19 protein-coding genes and 1 riboswitch are annotated in these 21,399 nt (G+C 70.4%); of the genes, 5 read left to right on the top strand and 14 right to left on the bottom strand.

Going from position 1 to position 21,399, the window contains the following annotated elements; all coding sequences use genetic code 11:
- Positions 1-31: 31 nt before the first annotated feature.
- From OG322_RS02745 to OG322_RS02760, 4 genes are read left to right on the top strand one after another with little or no spacing between them, the layout of a single operon-like run.
- Positions 32-847 carry an STM4013/SEN3800 family hydrolase gene (locus OG322_RS02745; RefSeq protein WP_123466363.1) on the top strand — a complete coding sequence of 272 codons (816 nt, stop codon included), beginning with the start codon at positions 32-34 and terminating at the stop codon, positions 845-847.
- Positions 844-2,217, top strand: coding sequence for an STM4012 family radical SAM protein (locus OG322_RS02750; protein ID WP_124285722.1), 1,374 nt, complete (start codon positions 844-846; stop codon positions 2,215-2,217). The genes OG322_RS02745 and OG322_RS02750 overlap by 4 nt, the downstream gene beginning before the upstream one ends.
- An 8-nt stretch (positions 2,218-2,225) precedes the next feature.
- Entirely contained in the window at positions 2,226-3,107 is an 882-nt protein-coding gene (locus OG322_RS02755) for an STM4011 family radical SAM protein (protein WP_124285721.1), read from the top strand.
- A 42-nt stretch (positions 3,108-3,149) separates the two neighbouring features.
- Positions 3,150-3,713 (top strand): GNAT family N-acetyltransferase, encoded by a 564-nt coding sequence (locus OG322_RS02760; RefSeq protein WP_123466361.1) that lies wholly within the window; start codon positions 3,150-3,152, stop codon positions 3,711-3,713.
- A gap of 13 nt (positions 3,714-3,726) precedes the next feature.
- Here the strand turns inward: OG322_RS02760 and OG322_RS02765 are convergent, their stop codons facing one another.
- Both OG322_RS02765 and OG322_RS02770 read right to left on the bottom strand, forming a co-directional pair.
- Complete coding sequence (locus OG322_RS02765; protein ID WP_123464529.1) at positions 3,727-4,572, bottom strand: SGNH/GDSL hydrolase family protein; 846 nt, start codon at positions 4,570-4,572, stop codon at positions 3,727-3,729.
- 183 nt (positions 4,573-4,755) lie between these two features.
- Positions 4,756-5,709: a M23 family metallopeptidase gene (locus OG322_RS02770; RefSeq protein ID WP_329305992.1), complete on the bottom strand. Its 954-nt coding sequence runs from the start codon at positions 5,707-5,709 to the stop codon at positions 4,756-4,758.
- A gap of 3 nt (positions 5,710-5,712) precedes the next feature.
- A riboswitch (cyclic di-AMP (ydaO/yuaA leader) is annotated at positions 5,713-5,873 on the bottom strand.
- A 511-nt stretch (positions 5,874-6,384) separates the two neighbouring features.
- On the opposite strand from OG322_RS02770, the gene OG322_RS02775 reads away from it, so the two are divergent.
- Positions 6,385-7,197 carry a tyrosine-protein phosphatase gene (locus OG322_RS02775; protein ID WP_123464525.1) on the top strand — a complete coding sequence of 271 codons (813 nt, stop codon included), beginning with the start codon at positions 6,385-6,387 and terminating at the stop codon, positions 7,195-7,197.
- Positions 7,198-7,225: 28 nt separating this feature from the next.
- Here the strand turns inward: OG322_RS02775 and OG322_RS02780 are convergent, their stop codons facing one another.
- From OG322_RS02780 to hpnC, 12 genes are all read right to left on the bottom strand, one after another.
- Positions 7,226-7,402, bottom strand: coding sequence for a DUF6126 family protein (locus OG322_RS02780; RefSeq protein ID WP_164494480.1), 177 nt, complete (start codon positions 7,400-7,402; stop codon positions 7,226-7,228).
- A 47-nt stretch (positions 7,403-7,449) separates the two neighbouring features.
- Positions 7,450-8,058 (bottom strand): helix-turn-helix domain-containing protein, encoded by a 609-nt coding sequence (locus tag OG322_RS02785; protein WP_123464523.1) that lies wholly within the window; start codon positions 8,056-8,058, stop codon positions 7,450-7,452.
- 67 nt (positions 8,059-8,125) lie between these two features.
- Positions 8,126-9,520 carry an aspartate aminotransferase family protein gene (locus tag OG322_RS02790; RefSeq protein ID WP_329305993.1) on the bottom strand — a complete coding sequence of 465 codons (1,395 nt, stop codon included), beginning with the start codon at positions 9,518-9,520 and terminating at the stop codon, positions 8,126-8,128.
- Positions 9,517-11,478 (bottom strand): 1-deoxy-D-xylulose-5-phosphate synthase, encoded by a 1,962-nt coding sequence (dxs, locus tag OG322_RS02795; protein WP_124285719.1) that lies wholly within the window; start codon positions 11,476-11,478, stop codon positions 9,517-9,519. The genes OG322_RS02790 and dxs overlap by 4 nt, the downstream gene beginning before the upstream one ends.
- A 25-nt stretch (positions 11,479-11,503) precedes the next feature.
- On the bottom strand, positions 11,504-12,670 hold the full coding sequence (ispG, locus tag OG322_RS02800; protein WP_123466360.1) for a flavodoxin-dependent (E)-4-hydroxy-3-methylbut-2-enyl-diphosphate synthase: 1,167 nt from the start codon (positions 12,668-12,670) through the stop codon (positions 11,504-11,506).
- Between the two features lie 4 nt (positions 12,671-12,674).
- Positions 12,675-13,694 carry an adenosyl-hopene transferase HpnH gene (gene hpnH / locus OG322_RS02805; protein WP_123464517.1) on the bottom strand — a complete coding sequence of 340 codons (1,020 nt, stop codon included), beginning with the start codon at positions 13,692-13,694 and terminating at the stop codon, positions 12,675-12,677.
- A 5-nt stretch (positions 13,695-13,699) separates the two neighbouring features.
- A complete protein-coding gene (locus OG322_RS02810) occupies positions 13,700-14,359 on the bottom strand; it encodes a phosphorylase family protein (RefSeq protein ID WP_124285718.1) in 660 nt (219 codons plus the stop codon).
- Complete coding sequence (gene shc / locus OG322_RS02815; protein ID WP_123464513.1) at positions 14,359-16,362, bottom strand: squalene--hopene cyclase; 2,004 nt, start codon at positions 16,360-16,362, stop codon at positions 14,359-14,361. Before shc ends, OG322_RS02810 begins: the two co-directional genes overlap by 1 nt.
- Before the next feature lie 107 nt (positions 16,363-16,469).
- On the bottom strand, positions 16,470-17,573 hold the full coding sequence (locus OG322_RS02820) for a polyprenyl synthetase family protein (RefSeq protein ID WP_164494479.1): 1,104 nt from the start codon (positions 17,571-17,573) through the stop codon (positions 16,470-16,472).
- On the bottom strand, positions 17,570-18,958 hold the full coding sequence (gene hpnE / locus OG322_RS02825; protein WP_123464509.1) for a hydroxysqualene dehydroxylase HpnE: 1,389 nt from the start codon (positions 18,956-18,958) through the stop codon (positions 17,570-17,572). The genes OG322_RS02820 and hpnE overlap by 4 nt, the downstream gene beginning before the upstream one ends.
- A 119-nt stretch (positions 18,959-19,077) precedes the next feature.
- The gene (gene hpnD, locus OG322_RS02830; protein WP_185095500.1) at positions 19,078-19,998 is read right to left on the bottom strand and encodes a presqualene diphosphate synthase HpnD; all 921 of its coding nucleotides are present in this window, start codon (positions 19,996-19,998) and stop codon (positions 19,078-19,080) included.
- A 29-nt stretch (positions 19,999-20,027) separates the two neighbouring features.
- Entirely contained in the window at positions 20,028-20,948 is a 921-nt protein-coding gene (gene hpnC / locus OG322_RS02835; protein ID WP_123464506.1) for a squalene synthase HpnC, read from the bottom strand.
- Positions 20,949-21,399: the final 451 nt, after the last annotated feature.

Genomic DNA, 21,399 nt, shown 5'->3' on the forward strand with positions numbered 1-21,399 from the left:
GTCCGGCGTCATGGACGCCCTGAACCCGGATATGAGCGAGGTCGTCGGCAGCCACGATCTGCTGCTCGTCACCCTGGACACCCTGCGCTACGACGTCGCGGCGGAGCTCGCCGCCGCCGGCCGTATCCCGAACCTGGCCCGGCATCTGCCCGGTGGTGTGTGGGAGCGGCGACACGCCCCGGGGAGTTTCACGTACGCGTCGCACCAGGCGATCTTCGCGGGGTTCCTGCCCACTCCGGCCGCCCCGGGGCCGCATCCACGGCTGTTCGCCGCCCGGTTCGCGGGCAGCGAGAGCACCGCGGAGCGCACCTTCGTCTTCGACACCCCCGACCTGGTCTCGGGTCTGGCCGCGGCCGGCTACCGCACGGTGTGCATCGGAGGTGTCGGGTTCTTCAACCGGCAGGCACCGCTCGGCTCGGTGCTGCCCGGAATGTTCCAGGAGGCGCACTGGGAGCCCGAGTTCGGCGTCGCGTCGGACACGTCCTTCGAGGCGCAGGTGACCCGGGCCGAACGCGTGGTCGCGCAGCTTCCCTCCGGGCAACGGCTGTTCCTCTTCGTCAACGTCTCCGCGCTGCACCAGCCGAACTGGTTCCACCGGCCGGGGGCGACCCGCGACGCGGGTGACAGCCGCGCCACCCATGCCGCCGCGCTGGAGTACGTCGATGCCCATATCGGCCGCCTCTTCGCCGCTGCGAGCAGCCGCCGCCGCGCGTTCGCCGTCGTCTGTTCCGATCACGGCACGGCGTACGGCGACGACGGCTACACCGGTCACCGGCTCGGACACGAGTCCGTCTGGACCGTTCCGTATGCCCATTTCTTCCTGGCCCCGGGGGCAACCGTCCGATGAACAGTCCGCACTCCGCCCGTCGCACCCCCCGTCCGTACCAGAGTTACGTCTACGCCTACCCGCACAAGACGGCGTACGGGAGGCTGTCCGAACACCCGGGCGGGCGGCCCGCACTGAGTGAGCTGTGGGCCGGGGAACGCAAGGACGCGCTCTCGCTCTATCTCCACATACCGTTCTGCGAGGTCCGCTGCGGGTTCTGCAACCTCTTCACCCGCATCGGCGCCCCGGACGAGCTCACCACCCGGTACCTCGACGCACTGGACCGGCAGGCGACGGCCGTACGGGACGCGCTGGGCGACGCGGAGCCGGTGCGTTTCGCCGCGGCGGCCTTCGGCGGCGGAACCCCCACCTTCCTGACGGCGGGCGAGCTGGAGCGTCTGTGCGACATCGCGGAGAAGCGCATGGGCGCCGATCTCCGTTCGGTACCCCTGTCGGTCGAGACGTCACCGTCGACCGCGACGGCCGACCGGCTGGCTGTCCTCGCCGACCGGGGGGCGACCAGGATCAGCATCGGGGTGCAGAGCTTCGTCGAGGCCGAGGCACGTGCGGCGGTCCGCCCGCAGCGCCGTGCGGATGTGGAGGCGGCCCTCGGGCTGATCCGGGACACCGGTGTCCCGGTCCTCAACATCGACCTGATCTACGGCATCGACGGACAGACCGGGGCGAGCTGGCGCGCCTCGCTGGACGCGGCGCTCCAATGGCGGCCGGAGGAGCTGTACCTCTACCCGCTGTACATACGTCCGCTGACCGGCCTCGGCAGGATCGGCACCTCGGCCGCGGACGCGGAGTCCGTCTGGGACGAACAGCGGCTGGGGCTGTACCGCGCGGGCCGCGATCACCTCCTCGGCAACGGCTACGAGCAGGTGTCGATGCGGATGTTCCGCCGCGCCGACGCCCCGCAGGCCGCTGGACCCGACGACTACGCCTGCCAGACCGACGGCATGATCGGGCTGGGCTGCGGCGCCCGCTCCTACACCTCGCGGCTGCACTACTCCTTCGACTACGCCGTGGAGATGCGGGAAGTGCGGGCGATCATCGACGGCTACACGTCGGCCGAGGACTTCTCGCACGCCGAGGTGGGCCGGTTCACCGACGGCGACGAGGCGCGCCGCCGTCATCTCCTGCAGTCGGTCCTCCAGGCCGAGGGGCTGCGGCTGTCGGAGTACCGCGAGCGGTTCGCCACCTCCCCCGACGAGGACTTCCGCGAAGAACTGGCCCTGTTCGAGGACCGGGGCTGGCTCGATCCGGACGCGCCGGCCGCCGGGCTGCTGCGCCTGTCCCCCGAGGGGCTGGCACACTCCGACGCCCTGGGCCCCGACCTCTTCTCCCCCGCGGTGCGGGCCGCGATGGCCTCGTACGAGCTGAAGTGAGCCCCTTCATGGACCTGACGATTCTCTACCGCGGTCCGCTCGCGTCGTGCGACTACGACTGCCCGTACTGCCCGTTCGCCAAGCGGCGCGACAGCCGGGAGCAACTGCGGGCGGACCGGGCCGCGCTGGAGCGGTTCACGGCGTGGGCGGCGGCGCAGACCGGTGACCGGATCTCGGTGCTGTTCACTCCGTGGGGCGAGGGGCTGGTCCGCTCCTGGTACCGCCGGGCGCTGGTCGAGCTGGCCCGACTGCCGCACATCCGCCGGGTGGCGATCCAGACGAACCTCAGCGGCCGTACGCAGTGGCTGGCCGCGGCGGGCGCCGTGGGCCGGGACAAGATCGCGCTGTGGTGCACGTACCACCCGGGCCAGACGCCGTACGAGCGTTTCCTGGCCCGGTGCGGGGAGCTGGCGTCCCTGGGAATCCGCCACAGCGTCGGTGTGGTCGGTCTGGCCGGCCACCTCGACGAGGCCCGGCGGCTGCGGGCGGCGCTCCCCGAAGAGGTGTACCTCTGGGTCAACGCCGCGGAAGGGCACAGCTACACGGACGAGGAGGCCGGCCGGTGGACGGAGATCGATCCGCTGTTCCCGTACAGCCGTCATCCGCACCGTTCGGCCGGGCTGCCCTGCCGGACCGGTGAGTCGGTCATCTCGGTGGACGGGGACGGCACGGTGCGCCGCTGCCACTTCGTCCGGGCCGAGCTCGGCAATCTCTACGACGGCAGCTACCGGGGGGCGTTGGGCCCGCGGGCCTGCCCGCTGGCCGTGTGCGACTGCCACATCGGCTACGTCCATCTGGAGACGCTGCCGCTGTACGACGTGTTCGCGGGCGGCGTGCTGGAACGCGTTCCGGCCCGGCCGCCACGTTCTGTTCAGCGGGTGAGCCCCTAATTGCCTGGACGGAGCGCTGAACGGCCTGGTGGCATGGGCGCCATGAACTCCTTCTGGACAGGCGAGCGGGTGCGGCTGCGCGGCATCGAACCCGCGGACTGGCAAGCGTTCATGGAGATGGACGGGTACTCGGATCACCAGCGGTCGGGGGACATGCTCCACCCGCCGCGCTCCGCCGAGGGGTACCGCGCCTGGGCGGCGGAGCAGGCCGTCGCCAAGCCCACCGGGGATTGCTTCCGGCTGGCGATCGAGGCCCTGGACGGTGGAGTGCTCGTCGGTGGCATCTCGACCCATGACGCCGACCCGCGCACCGGCAGGTTCACTTACGGCATCGGGGTCGGCGGCGGTCATCAGCGGCGCGGGTACGCGTCCGAGGCGATCGTGCTGCTGTTGGGCTTCATGTTCGGCGAGCGGCGCTATCACAAGTGCGAGGCGCAGGTCTACGCGTACAACGGCGCGTCGGTCGCATTGCACCGCGGGCTCGGCTTCACCGAGGAGGGCCGGCTGCGCGACCACGAGTTCTTCGCCGGACGCCATCACGACCTGGTGCTTCTGGGGATCACCGCCCCCGAGTTCGCCGAACGGCACCCGTTCGGCGAACCCTGACCGGCCCGGCCCCTCAGAGCGGCAGCAGGTCCGGCCGCTTCGCCTCCACGTGGTCCCCCGAGGACTCGCCGCGCAGGCGCCGCCCGATCCACGGCACCAGGTACTCGCGCGCCCAGTTGATGTTGTCACGCCGGACCTCCAGCGTTCCCCGGTGCGCCTGCGGGGGCCACTCCTGGTCCGGGTCGGCCGGCACGTCGAGACCGAGCACCTGGGCGGCGCGCAGCGCGACCCGGGTGTGTCCCTCGGGCGACAGATGCAGCCGGTCGCCGTCCCATGCGCGCCGGTCCTGCACGGAGCGCAGCGACCAGAGGTCGAGCACCGGGCAGTCGTAGCGGTCCGCGATGGACCGCACATGGGCGGTGTAGGTGGCGATCTTGCCGCGCAGATGGCGCAGCACGGGAACACCACGGGTGTCGAAGCCGGTGGTGACCATGACGGTGCCGACCGATTCGGTCAGCTCCGCGACCGCGCGCTCGAAGCGCTCGGCGACGTCGTCGGGGTCGGTGCCCGGCCGGATGATGTCGTTGCCGCCCGCGCAGAAGCTCACCAGGTCGGGGGCGAGTTCCCTGGCGCGCGGCACCTGCTCCTCGACTATCTGGTCGAGGAGACGTCCTCGTACGGCGAGATTGGCGTACCTGAAGTTCCCGTGCGCGGCGCCAGTAATGCGCGGCGCCGTTTCGGGGTCCGGGAGCTGGTCCGCGAGGATTACCGCGAACCGGTCCGCCCAGCCGACGAATGTCCCGTCCGGGCCGAGGTCGCCGACTCCCTCGGTGAAACTGTCGCCAATCGCCGCGTACGACTCGATGGCGCCCTGTCGGTTGATGACGCCCTGTCGGATGTTTCTCGAATCGTTTGCCACAAGGGCATATCCTGCACCGTCGAATGTGACCTACGCGACCGTAATACGGGGTTGACGGGTGGTGAGATAGACCACCCGGTCAGTTTTTGGTAAAGGGGGAATAAGCAGAAGGACGGTGCGCCGCCGCGCACCGTCCCTCTGTGTATTGCTCTGGTCCGGGTCACCGGACCGGTACTGCCTGGATCAGACGTTGATCCCGTGCGACGCCAGGTAGGCGATCGGGTCGATGTCCGAGCCGTACGCCGGACCCGTGCGGATCTCGAAGTGCAGGTGCGGGCCGGTCGCGTTGCCGGTGGCGCCCGAGAGGCCGACCTGCTGGCCCGCGGTCACGGTCTGGCCCGCCGAGACGGAGAGCGAGGACATGTGGCCGTACTGCGAGTAGTGGCCGTCGGCGTGCTTGATGACGACCTCGTTGCCGTACGCGCCGCCCCAGCCGGCGGTGACGACGGTGCCCGAGGTGATCGCCTTCACGCTGGTGCCGGTGGAGACGGGGAAGTCGATGCCGGTGTGGCTGCCGCTGGACCAGTTGGCGCCGGAGGCGCGGTAGGCGGTGGTGTGGCTGCCGGGAACCGGGTGGACGTAACCGGAGGCGGTGCCCTGACCGGCCGGGGCCGAGGTCTCGTTGGACGCCTGGGTACCGGAGGAGGACGCGGAGTTGGAAGCCGCGGGGGCCTTCGACTCGGTCTTGGCCGGAGCCGGGGCCTTCGACGGGGTGGTGGCACCCGCGGAGGTGTGCGAGCCGGTGGTCGAGGCGTGGCCCCAGGCCTCGCCGCCGAGCGTCAGCTTCATGCCCGGGAAGATCAGGCTCGGGTCGTCGCCGACGACCTCGCGGTTGTCCTGGTACAGCTTCTCCCAGCCACCCTTGAGCTTGTGCTGGGCAGCGATCTTCGACAGGTAGTCGCCGGAGACCACGGAGTACGTCTTGGTGCCGGCCTGCTTCTCGGCGACCGGCTTGGCCGGGGCGGCGTGCGTGGCGGCGGCCGACTTCGCGGTGGCGGGAGCGGCGTGCTCCGCGGCGGTGGCACCGGTGGCACCGAGCAGCGGAAGCACGATGACGGCTCCGCCGGCGCTGGCGACGACGATGCCACGGGCGATGGTGCTGGACTTCGGACGGCGGTGCTTACCCAGTATGGGCATGAAGAATTTCCTCTCCGGCGCCTACGAGGTGAGCTGTCGGGTTCGGGCTGGAGATGCCCGGTCACGCCTGGCGCGACTTAACCCCGAGCCGGCCGGATCTCTCCGGTCGGCGGCTTACCTGGTTCCCCCGCTCCTGCCACACGGTGAGTGGGTGCGAATTCCGGACGGCGGCAGGATTAGGCGTTCCATCCGGATTGAGAGTGAACGTAAGCGAGCCGGGACGGCGGAAACAAGCCATGGGTTCCACTCCGGATTCCGCTCCGGAAAATCGGCGCGGAATTCCGGTGACACTCCGTGGATTATGGATCTTGGCTTTCCGCACGACGCACGGATTACCCAACCGGCGCACCGCCACACACCGTCACGGATATGATCCCGCTCACGAGTGGGCGACCATCTCCCTTATAAGCAGGGCATGTTCGACTAAAGGCCTCAATACGGACATGTCGCACCCACCATTCACTTCGGAGCCGCGGCCGCCCCGCGTCGGCACCACCGTCGCTGCGCGCGCCCCGACGGCCCCCGAACCGTGGCGGTCCGGGGGCCGCGCAGAGGGCAGAAGAACGGGCACATGGAGCCGTCACCGACATGATTGCCCGAGTATCCGATGTCGTATCGTCACGGGAGTGGACCCGTCGGCGACACGCGTCGGCGGCAGAGCCTCCAGGAGTGACCGTGACGCAGCAGCTGCCGCAGACCCCGTCGACGGAACCCGAGCTGGCAGGGGTCCGTAATTTCCGTGACGTGGGCGGGCTACCCGCCTCGGACGGCCGCCGGGTGCGGTACGGACGGCTCTACCGCAGCGGTCACCTGGCGGGCGCCACCGCCGAGGACGCCGCGTTCCTCGGCGGCCTCGGCCTCCACACCGTCTTCGACTTCCGCAACGCCACCGACCTCAAGCTGGACGGAATGGACGTCGAGCTGCCCGGCGTGCGCAACGTGAACATCCCGCTCACCGATCCGGCGGACGGCACCGAGTTCTGGCAGATGGTGCGCGACGGCAACATGGACGAGCTGCGCGGCATCCTCGGCGGCGGCAAGGGGACCGACCGCATGGTCGCCTCCTACCGCTCGATCATCCTGGACCGCACCGCCGAGCACAGTCGCGTGCTGCACGCCCTGGCCGAGGACAGCGTCCCCGCCCTGATGCACTGCGCGGCCGGCAAGGACCGGGCAGGGCTCTCGATCGCGGTCTCCCTGCTCGCGGTCGGCGTCAGGCGCGAGGCCGTCGAGGCCGACTACCTCAAGTCCAACGAAGCCCACCGCCGCTACCGGGTGCGCCGCAGCGACACCTCGGCGGCCGGGATGTCGCCCGAGGTGATGGAGCTCCTCAGCCCGCTCTTCGGAGCCCACAGCGAATATCTCGCCGCGGCCTTCGACACGATCGACGAGACCTGGGGCGGCACCGACCGCTACCTCTCCGAGGGGCTGAAGATCACCCCCGAGACACGGGAGCGGCTGCGCGAGCGGCTCCTCGACGAGGCCTGACCGGCCGGCCGGGCCACAGAGCGCGCGGCTACTGGTTGTGCATCCCCACCGCGAACAGCAGGTAGAGGAAGCCCGCGATGACGTGCCCGGCCACCAGGTAGGCGAACAGCCTGATGACCAGGCCGCGGGGCATCTTCCGCTCCTGCGAGTCGGAGTCCTTCCGCCTGGCCGGGGTGAGCGGGTCGTAGTTCTCGGAATCGGACATGACAGTCCTCTCTGGCGACCGGACGGGCCGGCGGCGGGGACGGCGCCTCAGCGCCGGTGGATCCCGCTGCCGAGACACAGCTCGGCGGCGGGGCTCTGCAGCAGGGTGTGGACGAAGAGCAGCTCGGCGCCCTCGCGCTCCGGCGCCGCGATCCGGTGCGGGGTGAGCGAGTCGAAGTGCGCACTGTCGCCGGGACCCAGGTCGTGCACGGTGTCCCCGAGGGTCACCCTGAGGTTTCCGGCCAGGACATACAGCCATTCCTCACCCGGATGGACACGCACCAGGTCGCCCTGCGCGCCGTACGGGACCCGGACGCGCAGCGCCTGCATCGCCCGGCCCGAGCCACCGGCCTGCTGGTACATCCAGCCGTCGGCCTCGGCCCCCTCGAACTTCCGGCCGCGGACGATCGCGTCACGTTCCGGGGGGATCTCGCCGAGCAGCTCGGAGACCGTCGTACCGTAGATCCTGGCAAGTCCGAGCAGCATCGGCAGCGAGGGCTGCCGTCGGCCCGTTTCGAGCCGGGACAGATGGGCGGGTGAGAGCCCGGCGCGCTGGGCGGCGGTCTCCAGGGTGAGCCCGCGGCCGCGGCGCAGATCGCGCAGGCGTGGCGCGACACCGGGCAGCTCGTCGGTCACCCCTCCTTCTGGAGGATTCATGTCTCCATTGGGCCAGGATATTTCCTCGGAGGCAAATTTCTTACCTCCGAGGCAAATCCTCTGCTGATCAACGGTTGGCGACGGCCTGCTTCACCAGGGTCCGGCCGAAGTCCCACATCAGCCCGCCGTTGTGCGCGTCGTCCATCACCGCCGTGAACGCGGTCACAAACCGGTCCACGTCCGCCTCGTCGATGACAAGCGGCGGAATCAGCTTGATCACTTCGAGATGGTCGCCGGAGACCTGGGTGAGGATCCGGTGCTTCTGGAGCAGCGGCACGACCACCATCTGCGCGAACAGTCCCTTGCGGGCCGCCTGGAGCATGGTCCAGCGGCTGCGCAGCTTCAGCGAGGACGGCCGGCCGAACTCGATGCCGATCATCAGCCCGCGCCCCCGCACCTCGTGCAGCAGCTCGTAGCGGCCGACCAGTGCGGCCAGCCTCTCGCGCAGCAGATCACCGGTGCGGCGCGCGTTCGCCACAATCTCCTCGTCCTCCATCACGGTGAGGACCGCGAGCCCGGCCGCCATCGCCTGGGCGTTGGAGCCGAAGCTGGCCGAGTGGACCAGCACCCGGTCCATCGACGAGTAGACGCGTTTGAAGATCCAGTCCTTGCCGAGGGTCGCCCCGACCGGCACATAGCCGCCGGAGAGCGCCTTGGCGACGCAGACCAGATCCGGTTCGACCCCTTCCTCGTGCTGGTACGCGTAGAAGTCACCGGTCCGGCCCAGACCGGTCTGCACCTCGTCGGCGATGAGCAGGGCCTTGTACTTGTGCAGCAGCTCCTGGCCGGCGCGCAGGAAGCCGGGCGGCGAGGCGTGCACGCCCTTGCCCTGGATCGGCTCGACGACCAGGCCGGCCACATCGCCCCGCTTCAGTTCGCGCCGCAGAGCGTCGAGGTCACCGAGCGCGATGGCGGTGTCGGGCAGCAGGGGTGCGAAGCCGTCCCGGAATCCGGCCTCGCCGTTGACCGAGAGCGCCCCGGTGGTCAGGCCGTGGAAGGCGTGCGCGCAGTACAGGATCCTCGGCTTCCCGGTCGCGTACCGGGCGAATTTGAGCGCCGTCTCGACGGCCTCCGTCCCGCTGTTGCCGAAGAACACCCGGTCCAGGTGCGGGCTGTGCGTGAGCAGCTTCTCGGCCAGCAGCCCCGGCAGCGGCTGGCAGTCGAAGCGGGTGAGGTCGGCGAGCGAGGCATCCAGGACGTCGTGCAGCGCCTTGCGTACGACGGGGTGGTGCCGGCCGAGCCCCATCACCCCGAAGCCGGCCAGCATGTCCAGGTAGTCGTTGCCCTCCGCGTCCCAGAAGTGCGCGCCCTCGGCCCGTTCGTAGACCTTGTCGAAGCCGATGGTGTGCAGCATGCGCGGTAGCTGGTGGTTGAGGTACTTCGTGTGCAGCTCGTAGCGCTCGGCGCCGCGCTCCGCGAGGAGCTGTGCCAGATCGAAGCCCTTGGGCCCGTCGTCCTTCATGCCCCGCTCTCCTTGTGCCCGTTGCCCAGGGCGTTGCGCCCGTGGTACCCGTCGTCGACGGGAAGTCCGTGCCCGTCGGCCGCGACCGGCTGCGCGGCGGCCAGCGTGGCGCTGATCCGGCCCGCGATCTCGACCGGTGTGAGTCCGATGTCGGCCAGCACCTCGGCGCGCTTGCCGTGCGCGAGGAACTGCTCGGGAATGCCGAACGTGCGCAGCGGGACATCGGTCCCGGCGTCCCGCAGCGCCTGCCCGACCGCCGAGCCGACGCCTCCCGCCCGGCTGTTGTCCTCGACGACGGCGACGAGCCGGTGCCGCGCGGCGAGCGGGGCCAGCTGCTCGTCGACCGGCTTGACCCAGCGGGGGTCGACCACGGTGCAGCGGATGCCGGCGCCCGCGAGCAGACCGGCGGCCCGCAGACAGACGGGGGCCATGACACCGACCGCGACCAGCAGCACATCGGCGTCCTCGTCGCGGTGCAGTACGTCCATGCCGCCGATCCGGCCGATGGCGGGGACCTGCTCCCCCACCGAGTCCTTGGGGAACCGGATCATGGTCGGGGCGTCATCGACGGCGACGGCCTCGCGCAGCTGGGCCCGCAGCTGGCCGGCGTCGCGCGGTGCGGCGATCCGGAGCCCCGGCACGACCTGGAGCAGGGACAGGTCCCACATGCCGTTGTGGGACGCCCCGTCCGGCCCGGTGACCCCAGCCCGGTCCAGGACGAAGGTCACTGCGCAGCGGTGCAGCGCGACGTCCATCAGCAACTGGTCGAAGGCCCGGTTGAGGAAGGTGGCGTAGACGGCGACGACGGGGTGCAGCCCACCGGTCGCCAGTCCCGCCGCGGAGACCGCCGCGTGCTGCTCGGCGATCCCGACGTCCCAGACCCGGTCGGGGAACGCCTCGGCGAACTTCGTCAGCCCCACCGGGTGCAGCATCGCGGCCGTGATGGCGACGACGTCCGGCCGCTCGGCCCCGATCGCGGCGATCTCGTCCCCGAACACCGAGGTCCAGGAAGGACCGGCCGCCGGGGCGAGCGGGGCGCAGGTCAGCGGGTCCATCGCACCGACGGCGTGGAACCGGTCGGCCTCGTCCTGGAGGGCGGGCTGATAGCCGCGGCCCTTCTCGGTGAGGCAGTGAACGAGCACCGGGCCGTGGAAGCGCTTCGCCCGGCGCAGCGCGGACTCGACGGCGGCGGTGTCGTGCCCGTCGATGGGTCCGACGTACTTCAGGCCGAGGTCCTCGAACATGCCCTGCGGGGCGAAGGCGTCCTTGAACCCCTTCTTGGCGCCGTGCAGCGATTCGTAGAGCGGCTGTCCGATGACGGGCGTCTGCTGGAGGACACCCTTCCCCCAGGAGAGGAAACGTTCGTAGCCGTCGGTGGTGCGGAGCGTGGCGAGGTGGTTGGCGAGGCCGCCGATCGTCGGCGCGTACGAGCGCTCGTTGTCGTTGACGACGATGATCAGTGGCCGGTCCCTGGCGGCGGCGATGTTGTTCAGCGCCTCCCAGGCCATGCCGCCGGTGAGCGCTCCGTCGCCGATGACCGCGACGACGTGGTCGGGGCGGCCCAGTACCTGGTTGGCCTTGGCCAGGCCGTCGGCCCAGCCGAGCACCGTGGAGGCGTGCGAGTTCTCGATGACGTCGTGCTCGGACTCCTCGCGGGAGGGGTAGCCGGAGAGGCCGCCCTTGCCGCGCAGCTTGGAGAAGTCCTGCCGTCCGGTGAGGAGTTTGTGCACGTAGCTCTGGTGGCCGGTGTCCCACAGAATGCGGTCCACGGGCGAGTCGAAGACCCGGTGCAGGGCGATGGAGAGCTCCACCACACCGAGGTTGGGTCCCAGATGACCGCCGGTCCTGGCCACGGCCTGCACCAGGAACTTCCTGATGTCCTCGGCGAGTTCGCCGAGTTGTGGTTCGTTGAGCGTCTTGAGATCGTGCGGCCCCCGGATGCTCTGCAGAAGCGTCATGCCGGGCCCCCTCTCTAATCCTGTCTCAGCTCACGATGACGGCGGGGACCCCCGATGGTGTCCCGGCGTCGTCCATGCCCTCAGCGATCTTCAGGGCTTCCTCGATGAGGGTCTCGACGATCTTCGACTCGGGCACCGTCTTGATGATCTCGCCCTTGACGAAGATCTGGCCCTTGCCGTTGCCGGAGGCGACGCCGAGGTCGGCCTCGCGGGCCTCGCCGGGACCGTTGACGACACAGCCCATCACGGCGACCCGCAGCGGCACCTCCATGCCCTCCAGACCGGCGCTGACCTGGTCCGCCAGCTTGTAGACGTCCACCTGGGCGCGACCGCACGAGGGGCAGGACACGATCTCCAGCCGGCGCTGCTTCAGGTTCAGCGACTCCAGGATCTGGAGCCCGACCTTGACCTCCTCGGCCGGCGGCGCGGACAGCGAGACCCGGATCGTGTCGCCGATGCCCTCGCTGAGCAGCGCGCCGAAGGCCACGGCCGACTTGATCGTGCCCTGGAACGCCGGTCCCGCCTCGGTGACGCCGAGGTGCAGCGGGTAGTCGCACCGCGCGGCGAGCTGCCGGTAGGCGTTGACCATCACGACCGGGTCGTTGTGCTTGACCGAGATCTTGATGTCCCGGAAGCCGTGCTCCTCGAAGAGCGACGCCTCCCACAGCGCCGACTCCACCAGTGCCTCGGGCGTCGCCCTGCCGTACTTCTTCAGCAGCCGCGCGTCCAGCGAACCGGCGTTGACCCCGATCCGGATCGGGGTCCCCGCGTCATTGGCGGCCCGCGCGATCTCCTTCACCTTGTCGTCGAACTGCTTGATGTTCCCCGGATTCACCCGCACCGCCGCACAACCCGCGTCGATCGCCGCGAACACGTACTTCGGCTGGAAGTGAATGTCCGCGATCACCGGGATCTGTGACTTCCGCGCAATCGTCGCGAGCGCGTCCGCATCGTCCTGCGTCGGACACGCCACCCGCACGATCTGACAGCCCGACGCCGTCAGCTCCGCGATCTGCTGCAGAGTCGCACCGATGTCGGACGTACGCGTCGTCGTCATCGACTGCACCGAAACCGGCGCATCCCCGCCGACCGCCACCGACCCGACCTGGATGCGCCGCGAGTGGCGGCGCATCGCGAGCGGCCGGGCCGGCAGCTCGGGGAGACCCAGTGCGACTGGTTCTCCGGCGGTCATCACGTCACCGGTTCCCGCCGATGGTCTCCCGCGCGGCACGCAGGGATTCCTTCAGCGACCCCATGGTGGCGAGTACGGCGGTGGGCTCGTAGCCGCAGTGCGCCATGCAGTTGGCGCAGCGCGGGTCCTTGCCGCGGCCGTACTTGTCCCAGTCGGTCTCCTCGATGAGCTCCCGGTACGTCGGCACGTAGCCGTCGCTCATCAGGTAGCAGGGCCGCTGCCAGCCGAAGAGCGAGTAGTTGGGAATGGCCCATGCCGTGCACGGGAAGTCGGCCTTGCCCTCCAGGAAGTCCAGGAAGAGCGGGGAGTGGTTCAGCCGCCACCTGGCCCGGTTGCCGCCCGCGAAGGACTTCTTGAACAGTTCGCGGGTCTGCTCGACTCCCAGGAAGTGCTCCTGGTCGGGTGCCTTCTCGTATGCGTAGGCGGGCGAGATCATCATCTCGTCGACCTTCAGATCGTCATTGAGGTAGTTGAGGACCTCGATGATGGTCTGCGGAGTGTCGGTGTTGAAGAAGGTGGAATTGGTGGTGACCCGGAAGCCGCGGCGCTTGGCCTCCTTGATCGCCGCCACCGCCTCGTCGAACACTCCTTCCTTGGCAACCGATTCGTCGTGCCGCTCGCGCAGCCCGTCGATGTGCACGGCGAACGCGAAGTAGGGCGACGGCGTGAACTTCTCGATCTTCTTCCGCAGCAGCATCGCGTTGGTGCAGAGGAAGACGTACTTCCTCTTCGCCACCAGCTGTCGGACGATTTCGTCGATCTGCGGATGCATCAGCGGCTCGCCGCCCGCGATGGAAACCATCGGGGCGCCGGATTCGAGCACCGCGCCAACGGCCTGGGCCACCGGCATGCGCTGTTTGAGAACTCCGGCGGGATGCTGAATCTTCCCGCAGCCTTCGCAGGCGAGATTACAGGCGAACAGCGGCTCCAGCTCGACAATCAGCGGGAACTTTTCCCGCTTTCGGAGCTTCTGTTCAGCAAGGTACGTCGCAATCTTGATGGTCTGACGGAGTGGCATGGCCATCTAGCTCACCTCCTGGGGAGCAGCAAAGATCGGTGCCATTCATAGAAAGCCGGTAGGACGGCACGAAGAACGCGGAATGCCGATATTCCACCGCGGACCGTGCCGATGCGGACGAGCTCATGCTCTGGAGCGTCCACGACCACCCGTACGGCCGCAACCGGGCGCGGCCCGGAGCGCAGGGCGGTGCGCAGAGTGACGGCGGACTCCATGTCCACCGCGATCGCTCCCGTGGACCGCAGCTCGGCCCGCTCATGCCCGCGTACGACATGGTCGGAGCCGGTCAGCGGACCGGTGTGGACGGTGCGTCCCGGTACTGCTCTGGCCAGGGCGTCGGCAAGCAGTTCGGTGCCGGTGCAGGCGGCCGACTCCCCGGCGAACCGGGTCTCGTCGGCCACCACCAGATCTCCGGGGTGCATGCCGGGCGTCAGCCCGGCACAGAACCCCGAGGCGATGACCGCGGCGCCGAACGCCCGGCCCTCGCCGAGCGCCCGCGCCACGGCGGTTTCGGCCGCCTTGGGCCCCATGCCCGTACGGAGTACGGTCACCGGGCCCGGGGCCTTGTCCGCCCTGCTCCTGCCGGTGCGCAGGGCGAGCTGTTCGATGCCGAGCGCGCAGGCGATCAGCAGCGGGTCAGCGGGGCCGGGCGGCCCCGCGGGTTCGCCCATCAGGCCCCCTCACGGACGGCGGTGCGGCCGGCGAAGGGGTCGCCGTGCACATACCGCCCGAGTGCGGTCAGCGGGAAGACCTGCCGGTAGAGGTGGTAGTTGATGGAGAAGTCCCAGGGGAAGCCGGTACCGGTGAAGTACGGCTCGTCCCAGGAGCCGTCGGCCTGCTGGGTCCCGGTGAGCCAGGCGACCCCGCGGGCCACGGCCGTGGTGTCCCGCCGGTCCGCGGCAAGGAGTGCGAGCAGCGCCCAGGCCGTCTGGGACGCGGTCGAGGCTCCGTGGCCGATCCACTTGTCCTCGTTGTACGAGCGCAGGTCCTCGCCCCAGCCGCCGTCGTCGTTCTGGACGGACTCCAGCCATTGGACCGCGCGGCGGATCGAGGGATGCGCCGCGGGCAGTCCGGCGGCGACCAACGCGGGCACCACCGACCCTGTTCCGTACACGTAGTTGACGCCCCACCGGCCGAACCAGCCGCCTGCGACGTCCTGTTCGGCGAGCAGCCATTCAATGCCGCGCCGGGTGACGGGGTTCGCGGAATGGCCCTCGATGGCGAGCATCTCCACCACGTGCCCGGTGACGTCCGCGGACGGCGGGTCGATGACCTCGCCGAAGTCGCAGAAGGGCAGCCGGTTGGGGAACGGGCTGGTGTTGTCGGCGTCGAACGCTCCCCAGGCGCCGTTGCGGGACTGCATGCCGACGTTCCAGCGCACCCCCCGCTCGATGGCGGCCTCGATCCGTGCCGGATCCGGGTGGCGGACCCGGCGCAGCGCGAGGACCACCTCCGCGGTGTCGTCGATATCGGGGTAGTTGTCGTTGTGGAACTCGAACGCCCAGCCGCCCGGGGAGAGTTGGGGCCTGCGCACCGACCAGTCGCCCGGCCGGGCGATTTCCTCGTCGAGCATCCAGTCCGCCGCTTTCACGAGCGCCGGGTGATCGGGGCTCACTCCGGCGTCGGCGAGCGCGATGGTGGCGAGACAGGTGTCCCAGACCGGGGACTGGCAGGCCTCGATCATGCGGGCGCCGTCCTCGCGCCAGACCGCGAACCGGTCCAGCGAGGCGAGTCCGGCCCGCATCACCGGGTGGTCGAGGTCGTAGCCCAGCAGATGCAGCGCGATGACGGAGTAGACGGCGGGCGGCTGGATCCCGCCCCAGCAGCCGTCGTTCTCCTGGCGTTCGATGATCCAGCGGGCGGCCGCGTTCATGGCGAGACGGCGGACTCTGCGCGGGGCGATCCGGTGATAGAGGTGCAGCGCCTTGTCGAGGCGCTGGAAGACACCGTCCCAACTGGCCGCCGGAGCAGGGGGCCTGGCCGGGTTCGGTTCGCCCGGGTCGGTGTGCAGCTCGTCCAGCGCGAAGGGGGCGGGCCGGACCGGCCGCTTCGCGGAGACGACCGTGAGCGGCACGATGGTCTGGCGGGCCCAGCAGCCGAAGTCGTAGATATTGAGCGGGACCCACTTGGGGAAGAACATCAGCTCGGGCGGGAGCTCCGGCAGGTCGTCCCATTTCCACCAGCCGAACAGGGCCAGCCAGATCCGGGTGAACACCCGGCTCGCCGCGATTCCGCCCTGTTCCCTGACCCACCCCGCGGCACGGACCATGTGCGGGTCCTGCGGCCGGTCACCGGCCAGCCGCAGTGCCACGTACGCCTCGATGGTGGCGGAGAGGTCCCCGGGGCCGCCGTGGAACGTGGCCCAGGTGCCGTCACCGAGCTGCTCGCCGCGGATGAAGCGGCCGGCCGCCTGGACCGTGGCGGAATCCTGGATTCCGAGGAACTGGCGGAGCAGGAGGTCCTCGGCGTCCATGGTGACGTTGGTGGCGAGGTCGCCCTTCCACCAGCCCTGCTCGTCCTGCTTGCCGAGGAGATGCTCCACCGAGCGTTCCGCGGCCCGCCGCGCGGCGGCCAGTACGTCGTCCGCGGCGGTGGTTGATTCGGTTGTCGGTCTACTGGCCGAGGCTGCGCGGGGATCCACAGCCCCGGGGCTTCCGTCGGTCGTCGCTGTCATGGCTTCCCCTTCGTGCAGTTGGTCCTCTGCTGTGCTGGGGTCTCCGTCGGCCGGCGCCCGTGACGAACGCCGGCCGGCGACTGCGAGTCATATGGACCAGATGGCGATCATCTCTTTCGTACGACGACGAAGTCCGCGAGCGCCGTGAGCTGCGCCCGCACGGTTTGCGGCATGTCGACACCGTGCAGCGCCTCGATGGCGACCGCATGCTGACGACGCGCCTCCTGAGCGGTCCATTCGCGGCCGCCCGCCTCCTCGATGAGTGCCGCACGGGCGGCGAACTCCTCTTCGGAGAAGCTGTCGAAGTCGCTGCTCTTCGCGTCGGCGGCGAGCAGCTCGCCCAGGCGCTCGGAGGCCGGTCCGCCCGCGGCGAGCGCGGCGACGACCGGCAGGGACTTCTTGCGCTGGCGCAGATCACTCCAGGTCTGCTTGCCGGTGGTCTCCGGGTCGCCCCAGATCCCGAGCAGGTCGTCGACCGCCTGGAAGGCGAGGCCCAGGTGGTAGCCGTATGCCTCCAGGACGTCGGCGGTGCGGTCGTCGGCACCGCCGAGCACCGCGCCGATGGAGCAGGCGCAGGCGAGCAGGGCGCCCGTCTTGTTGCCCTCCATCTCCAGACACTCCTCGACGGTGACCCGCTCACGGTGCTCGTAGGAGATGTCCTGAGCCTGCCCGTCGATGAGCTTGCGGGTGGCCGTGGTCAGCCGCCGGGCCGCCCGGCCCGCCTCGACCGTCCCGAGCTCCAGCAGGACCTCGTTGGCCAGCGCGAAGAGCGCGTCGCCGACCAGGATCGCCTGGGCGGGGCCGTGCACCTTCCACACCGTGTCGCGGTGGCGCCGCTGCTCGTCGCCGTCCATCAGGTCGTCGTGCAGCAGCGAGAAGTTGTGCACGAGTTCGACGGCCACGGCGCCGGGGATGCCGGCCTCCGCGGCGGCGCCGGCCGCTTCCGCGGACAGCAGGGCCAGCGCCGGGCGCACGGCCTTGCCGCCGTCGCCGTCGGAGGGCCTGCCCTGGGCATCGATCCAGCCGAAGTGGTAGGCGGCCACGGTGTCCATGGGCGGTGCGAGCCGGTCAACGGCGGCCCGGAGCACCGGCGTGGAAAGGGCCCGTCCGCGCTCCAGAAGCGCGGTGACGTCCGTGGTGTCCGCCACGGTGTCGGAAGCCGGATTCGCCGGGGTCACTGACTCTCCTCTTGTTCCGGTGGTACTGCTCATGCCGCCTCCTGCAGCGGATGTTCGTGGGGGCGGCCGAGTGCCAGGAGTGCGGCGTCCGCGGCGCCGGCACCGCTGCGGACGGCGCCCTCCATCGTGGCCGGCCAGCCGGTGGCGGTCCATGCGCCGGCCAGGAAGAGGCCGGGGGCCGCGGTGCGGGTCCCGGGACGGAGCCTGCCGACTCCGGGGGCGGGCGCGAAGGTCGCCGTCCGCTCCCGGGTGACGAAGAAGTCCCTGATCCCCGCGGAGCGGGCGGCCGGCAGCAGCCGCTCCAGCTCGGGCAGGTAGCGCGCGCGCAGTTCGGCGACGGGCAGATCGATCTCCTCGTCGGCCGCGGACTGGGAGACCGCGAGGTACTGCCCGGGTCCGGTGAGGCCCGAGGCCTCGGTGCGGTCGAAGACCCACTGGACCGGCGAGCCGAGCGCGGTGAAGAACGGCCGCCGCAGCACCTTGCGGTCGTATACCACGTGCACGTTGAGGATCGGCGAGCTGCCGATCTCCAGCAGCCGCTCCGGTGCGTCGAGCGCGCCCTCGGGCAGCAGGTCGTGGGTCTCGTGCTGCGGCACGGCCAGTACGACGGTGTCCGCCTCGATGCGCTCGGCTCCGGTGTCGACCACCCAGCGTCCGTCGTCGCCGCGGCTGAGCGCTCCGGCCTTCGTCCGCAGTTCGGTGCGGACACCGGCGGAGTCCAGGGCCTTGCGGCTCAGGGTGTCGTGAATGTCGCCGAGCGGCACACTCGCCCAGCCGATGTCGGCGGCGCCGGGATCGGAGAGGAGGCCGGTCTTGAAGACCTTCGCGGCGAGCGCGAGCGAGGAGTTCGGCGCGGTGGCGTTGAGCGTGGCGACGCCGACCAGGTCCCAGAGGGCCTCGATGGTGCGCGGCGACTGGCCGTGCCGGGCGAGCCAGCTGCCGAAGTCGATGTCGTCCAGCGCCGGATCGTCCGGGTCGAGCCGGCCGAGGGCCAGCGCGGCGCGCCCCACGCCCGCTCGCTCGGCGAGCGAGAGGTGCGGGTATCCGGCGAGCCCGGCGGCGAGGTGGAACGGGACCGGCAGCCCATTGCGGCGCAGCCGCCCGAGACGGGGGCCCGAGGGCCGTCCGACGTCGAGAACAGGCACGTCCAAACGGTTTTGCAGGGGGGCCAGGCGGGCTCCGTCGACACGGTCGAGGAACCATCGGTAGGCGGTGCAGCAGCGCAGATAGACGTGCTGGCCGTTGTCGACCGTCAGCTCGCCGCGCCGGAAGGAGAAGGCGAGGCCACCGAGCCGGGGCCGCCCTTCGAGCAGGGTCACGTCAAGCCCGGCGTCGGCCAGGCGCAGGGCGGACGTGATGCCGGCGAGCCCGCCGCCGATCACCACCGCCCGGGAGGAGCGCAGGCTGTCGTCCGTCATGAATCCCCCTCTCGCCAGGTCTTTCCAGTCAGGGACGCAGTGGTGCGGCCGGGGGTTGCCCGCCGTCCGGACTGATCATCCATGGTGCTCATGGTGCGCGAGATGTCCGCGAGGCGCATTCAGACACGCCCCCTGGCCGTCCGCCGCGAGATGTAGCGGGCGTCGAGACCCGACAGGCCGCGCACCGCCACGTACGCCTTCTCATGGCCCGGCAGCGAGACCCGGCCGCGCAGCACCGCCTCGGGGTCGCGCTCGATCCGGTCGAGGAGCCTGCGGTAGATACCGGCCATCGCCGCCACACACGCACCGCTGCGCCGGTCCAGCATCGGCAGCAGCCGGTAGCCCTCGGCGAACAGGGCGCGGGCGCGCCGGACCTCGAAGTGGATCAGCCCCGCGAAGTCCGAGCCGGGCGGCGGGGTGGCCCGGTGGAAGCCCTCGGAACAGCCGAACTTGGCGAGGTCGTCGGCGGGCAGATAGGTGCGCCCGTTGCCCGCGTCCTCGCGGACGTCACGCAGGATGTTCGTCAGCTGGAGCGCGAGACCGAGCGTGTCGGCGTACTCCGCGGCGCGTTCGGCGCCGGGCGCGCCCGGTTCCGTACCGAAGACGCCCAGGCTGAGCCGGCCGATGGCGCCCGCGACGCACCGGCAGTAGATCTTGAGGTCGTCCCACGTCTCGTAGGTCGCGCCGCGCACGTCCATCAGCACACCGTCGATGAGCTCGTCGAGCCCCTCCAGCGGCAGCGGGAACCTGCGGGCGGCGTCGGCGAGCGCGACGGCCACCGGATCGGTGTCGTCGTCGTCGACCGCGCCGTCCCGGACCCGGTCCAGGAGTGTGCGGGTGCTCTCCAGGCGGACGCGCTTGGTCTCCGGCTCCAGCTCGCCGTCACCGATGTCGTCGACACGACGGGAGAAGGCGTACAGCGCCGACATGGCCTGCCGCTTCTCGGGCGGCAGCAGCCTGATGCCGTACGCGAAGTTCCGCGCCTGCTGTCCGGTGACCGCCTCGCAGTAACTGTATGCGGCCTGTACCGGTGCCGACATGTACGTCGTCTGTCCCTCCACGGTCCGGCTCACCCCTCTCTACGCGCTCTTCGCAAGACAACTCCCACCTCGCGCAGCAGGCTGGGCTTGGTGGGCTTGGGCGGTCCGGGCAGTACGTCGAACCCGGCGGCCGCGATCGCGGTGAGGGCGGCACGCCCCCCTCCCACGAATCCGGCGAGAAGCAGCTTGAGCCTGCCGTGGACGCTACCCACCAGGGGGGTGCCTTCATTCAGCAGATCCCCGGCGCGTTCCGCCTCGTACGCGACCAGCGCCCGCACCGATGCGCCCCCGGACCGTGCCGCCAGATCAGATTCGGCCACATGGAACCTTGCCATGTCGTCGGCCGGCAGGTAGATCCGGTCCCGGCCGAGATCCTCGGTGACGTCCTGGAGGTGCTCGGCGATCTGCAGTGCGGTACAGACGGCGTCGGAGCGGCGGATCCGTTCGGGGCTCGCGGTCCCGGTGAGCTGGAGGACCAGGCGGCCGACGGGGTTGGCGGAGAGCTCGCAGTAGGCGAGCAGCTCCTCGTACGTCCCGTAGCGGCGGATCTTCTGGTCCTGCCGGTTGGCCTCGATGAGGCCGAGGAAGGGTTCGGGGGTGAGCGAGCAGCGCCGCACGGTGGGGCGTAGTGCCTGCAGGAGGGGATGGTGCGGGGTCTCGCCGGTGGTGGCGAAGATCCGGCGCAGGTCGGTCTCCAGCGCGTCGAGCATCGCGAGCCGGTCCTCCCCCTGTGCCGGGTCGAGACCGAGGTGGCGCGCGTCGCCACCGCCTGGGGCGAGATCGCCGTCGCCGATGTCGTCGACGAGCCGGGCATAGCCGTAGACAGCCATCAGGTCGTCGCGCCAGGCGCGCGGCAGGAAGAACGGAGCCACCGGGAAATTCTCGTCGGCGGCCTTGTCAAGGGTTCCGGGTACGGCGGAATCAAGCCGCGTCCGGCGGGCACGCGTCACTGCGGACCGCCCTGCACGGGGACGGCGTGAGCACCTCGGAGCTGGAGATTATCCGTCATAGCCGTCACATCTCCCGTTCTACACTGCCGACCCAAAACAACCCATTCCGGACACGCCGCCCGCTCTCCCCAGTGCGGAGGACCCCTGGAGCCCTTCCACTCAGGCGGTATCGCCCCACTTGCAACGAATCAGCACCGGTACAGCTTACGTTGTACAACGCTCATCGATACGCCGGGGTGTGGGACGCGTACCGAGTGCGCGCTCTGCTGTGCCAACTTTCCCCGTGTGCACGTAAATTGACGTCATCCGGCGGGAGGAGATCTTGCCGGGAGGCGTACGACGAGCCGTGGACGCCCGGGGTCCGGTCCACGATCCGGACGAGCGCAACAGCCTCGGTCCCGGCAAGCGCAGCGGCCTCCGCCGGAGTGGTCCGGCAGAGGCCGCTGCTGTG

The organism is Streptomyces sp. NBC_01260, assembly GCF_036226405.1.
Taxonomy (GTDB): Bacteria; Actinomycetota; Actinomycetes; order Streptomycetales; family Streptomycetaceae; genus Streptomyces; species Streptomyces laculatispora.

Coding starts and splice junctions, on each gene's coding strand:
- OG322_RS02745 (WP_123466363.1), top strand. CDS start 32: ATGAGCGAGGTCGTCGGCAGCCACGATCTGCTGCTCGTCACCCTGGAC.
- OG322_RS02750 (WP_124285722.1), top strand. CDS start 844: ATGAACAGTCCGCACTCCGCCCGTCGCACCCCCCGTCCGTACCAGAGT.
- OG322_RS02755 (WP_124285721.1), top strand. CDS start 2,226: ATGGACCTGACGATTCTCTACCGCGGTCCGCTCGCGTCGTGCGACTAC.
- OG322_RS02760 (WP_123466361.1), top strand. CDS start 3,150: ATGAACTCCTTCTGGACAGGCGAGCGGGTGCGGCTGCGCGGCATCGAA.
- OG322_RS02770 (WP_329305992.1), bottom strand. CDS start 5,709: ATGCCCATACTGGGTAAGCACCGCCGTCCGAAGTCCAGCACCATCGCC.
- OG322_RS02780 (WP_164494480.1), bottom strand. CDS start 7,402: ATGTCCGATTCCGAGAACTACGACCCGCTCACCCCGGCCAGGCGGAAG.
- OG322_RS02785 (WP_123464523.1), bottom strand. CDS start 8,058: ATGAATCCTCCAGAAGGAGGGGTGACCGACGAGCTGCCCGGTGTCGCG.
- OG322_RS02790 (WP_329305993.1), bottom strand. CDS start 9,520: ATGAAGGACGACGGGCCCAAGGGCTTCGATCTGGCACAGCTCCTCGCG.
- dxs (WP_124285719.1), bottom strand. CDS start 11,478: ATGACGCTTCTGCAGAGCATCCGGGGGCCGCACGATCTCAAGACGCTC.
- ispG (WP_123466360.1), bottom strand. CDS start 12,670: ATGACCGCCGGAGAACCAGTCGCACTGGGTCTCCCCGAGCTGCCGGCC.
- hpnH (WP_123464517.1), bottom strand. CDS start 13,694: ATGGCCATGCCACTCCGTCAGACCATCAAGATTGCGACGTACCTTGCT.
- OG322_RS02810 (WP_124285718.1), bottom strand. CDS start 14,359: ATGGGCGAACCCGCGGGGCCGCCCGGCCCCGCTGACCCGCTGCTGATC.
- shc (WP_123464513.1), bottom strand. CDS start 16,362: ATGACAGCGACGACCGACGGAAGCCCCGGGGCTGTGGATCCCCGCGCA.
- OG322_RS02820 (WP_164494479.1), bottom strand. CDS start 17,573: ATGAGCAGTACCACCGGAACAAGAGGAGAGTCAGTGACCCCGGCGAAT.
- hpnE (WP_123464509.1), bottom strand. CDS start 18,958: ATGACGGACGACAGCCTGCGCTCCTCCCGGGCGGTGGTGATCGGCGGC.
- hpnD (WP_185095500.1), bottom strand. CDS start 19,998: ATGTCGGCACCGGTACAGGCCGCATACAGTTACTGCGAGGCGGTCACC.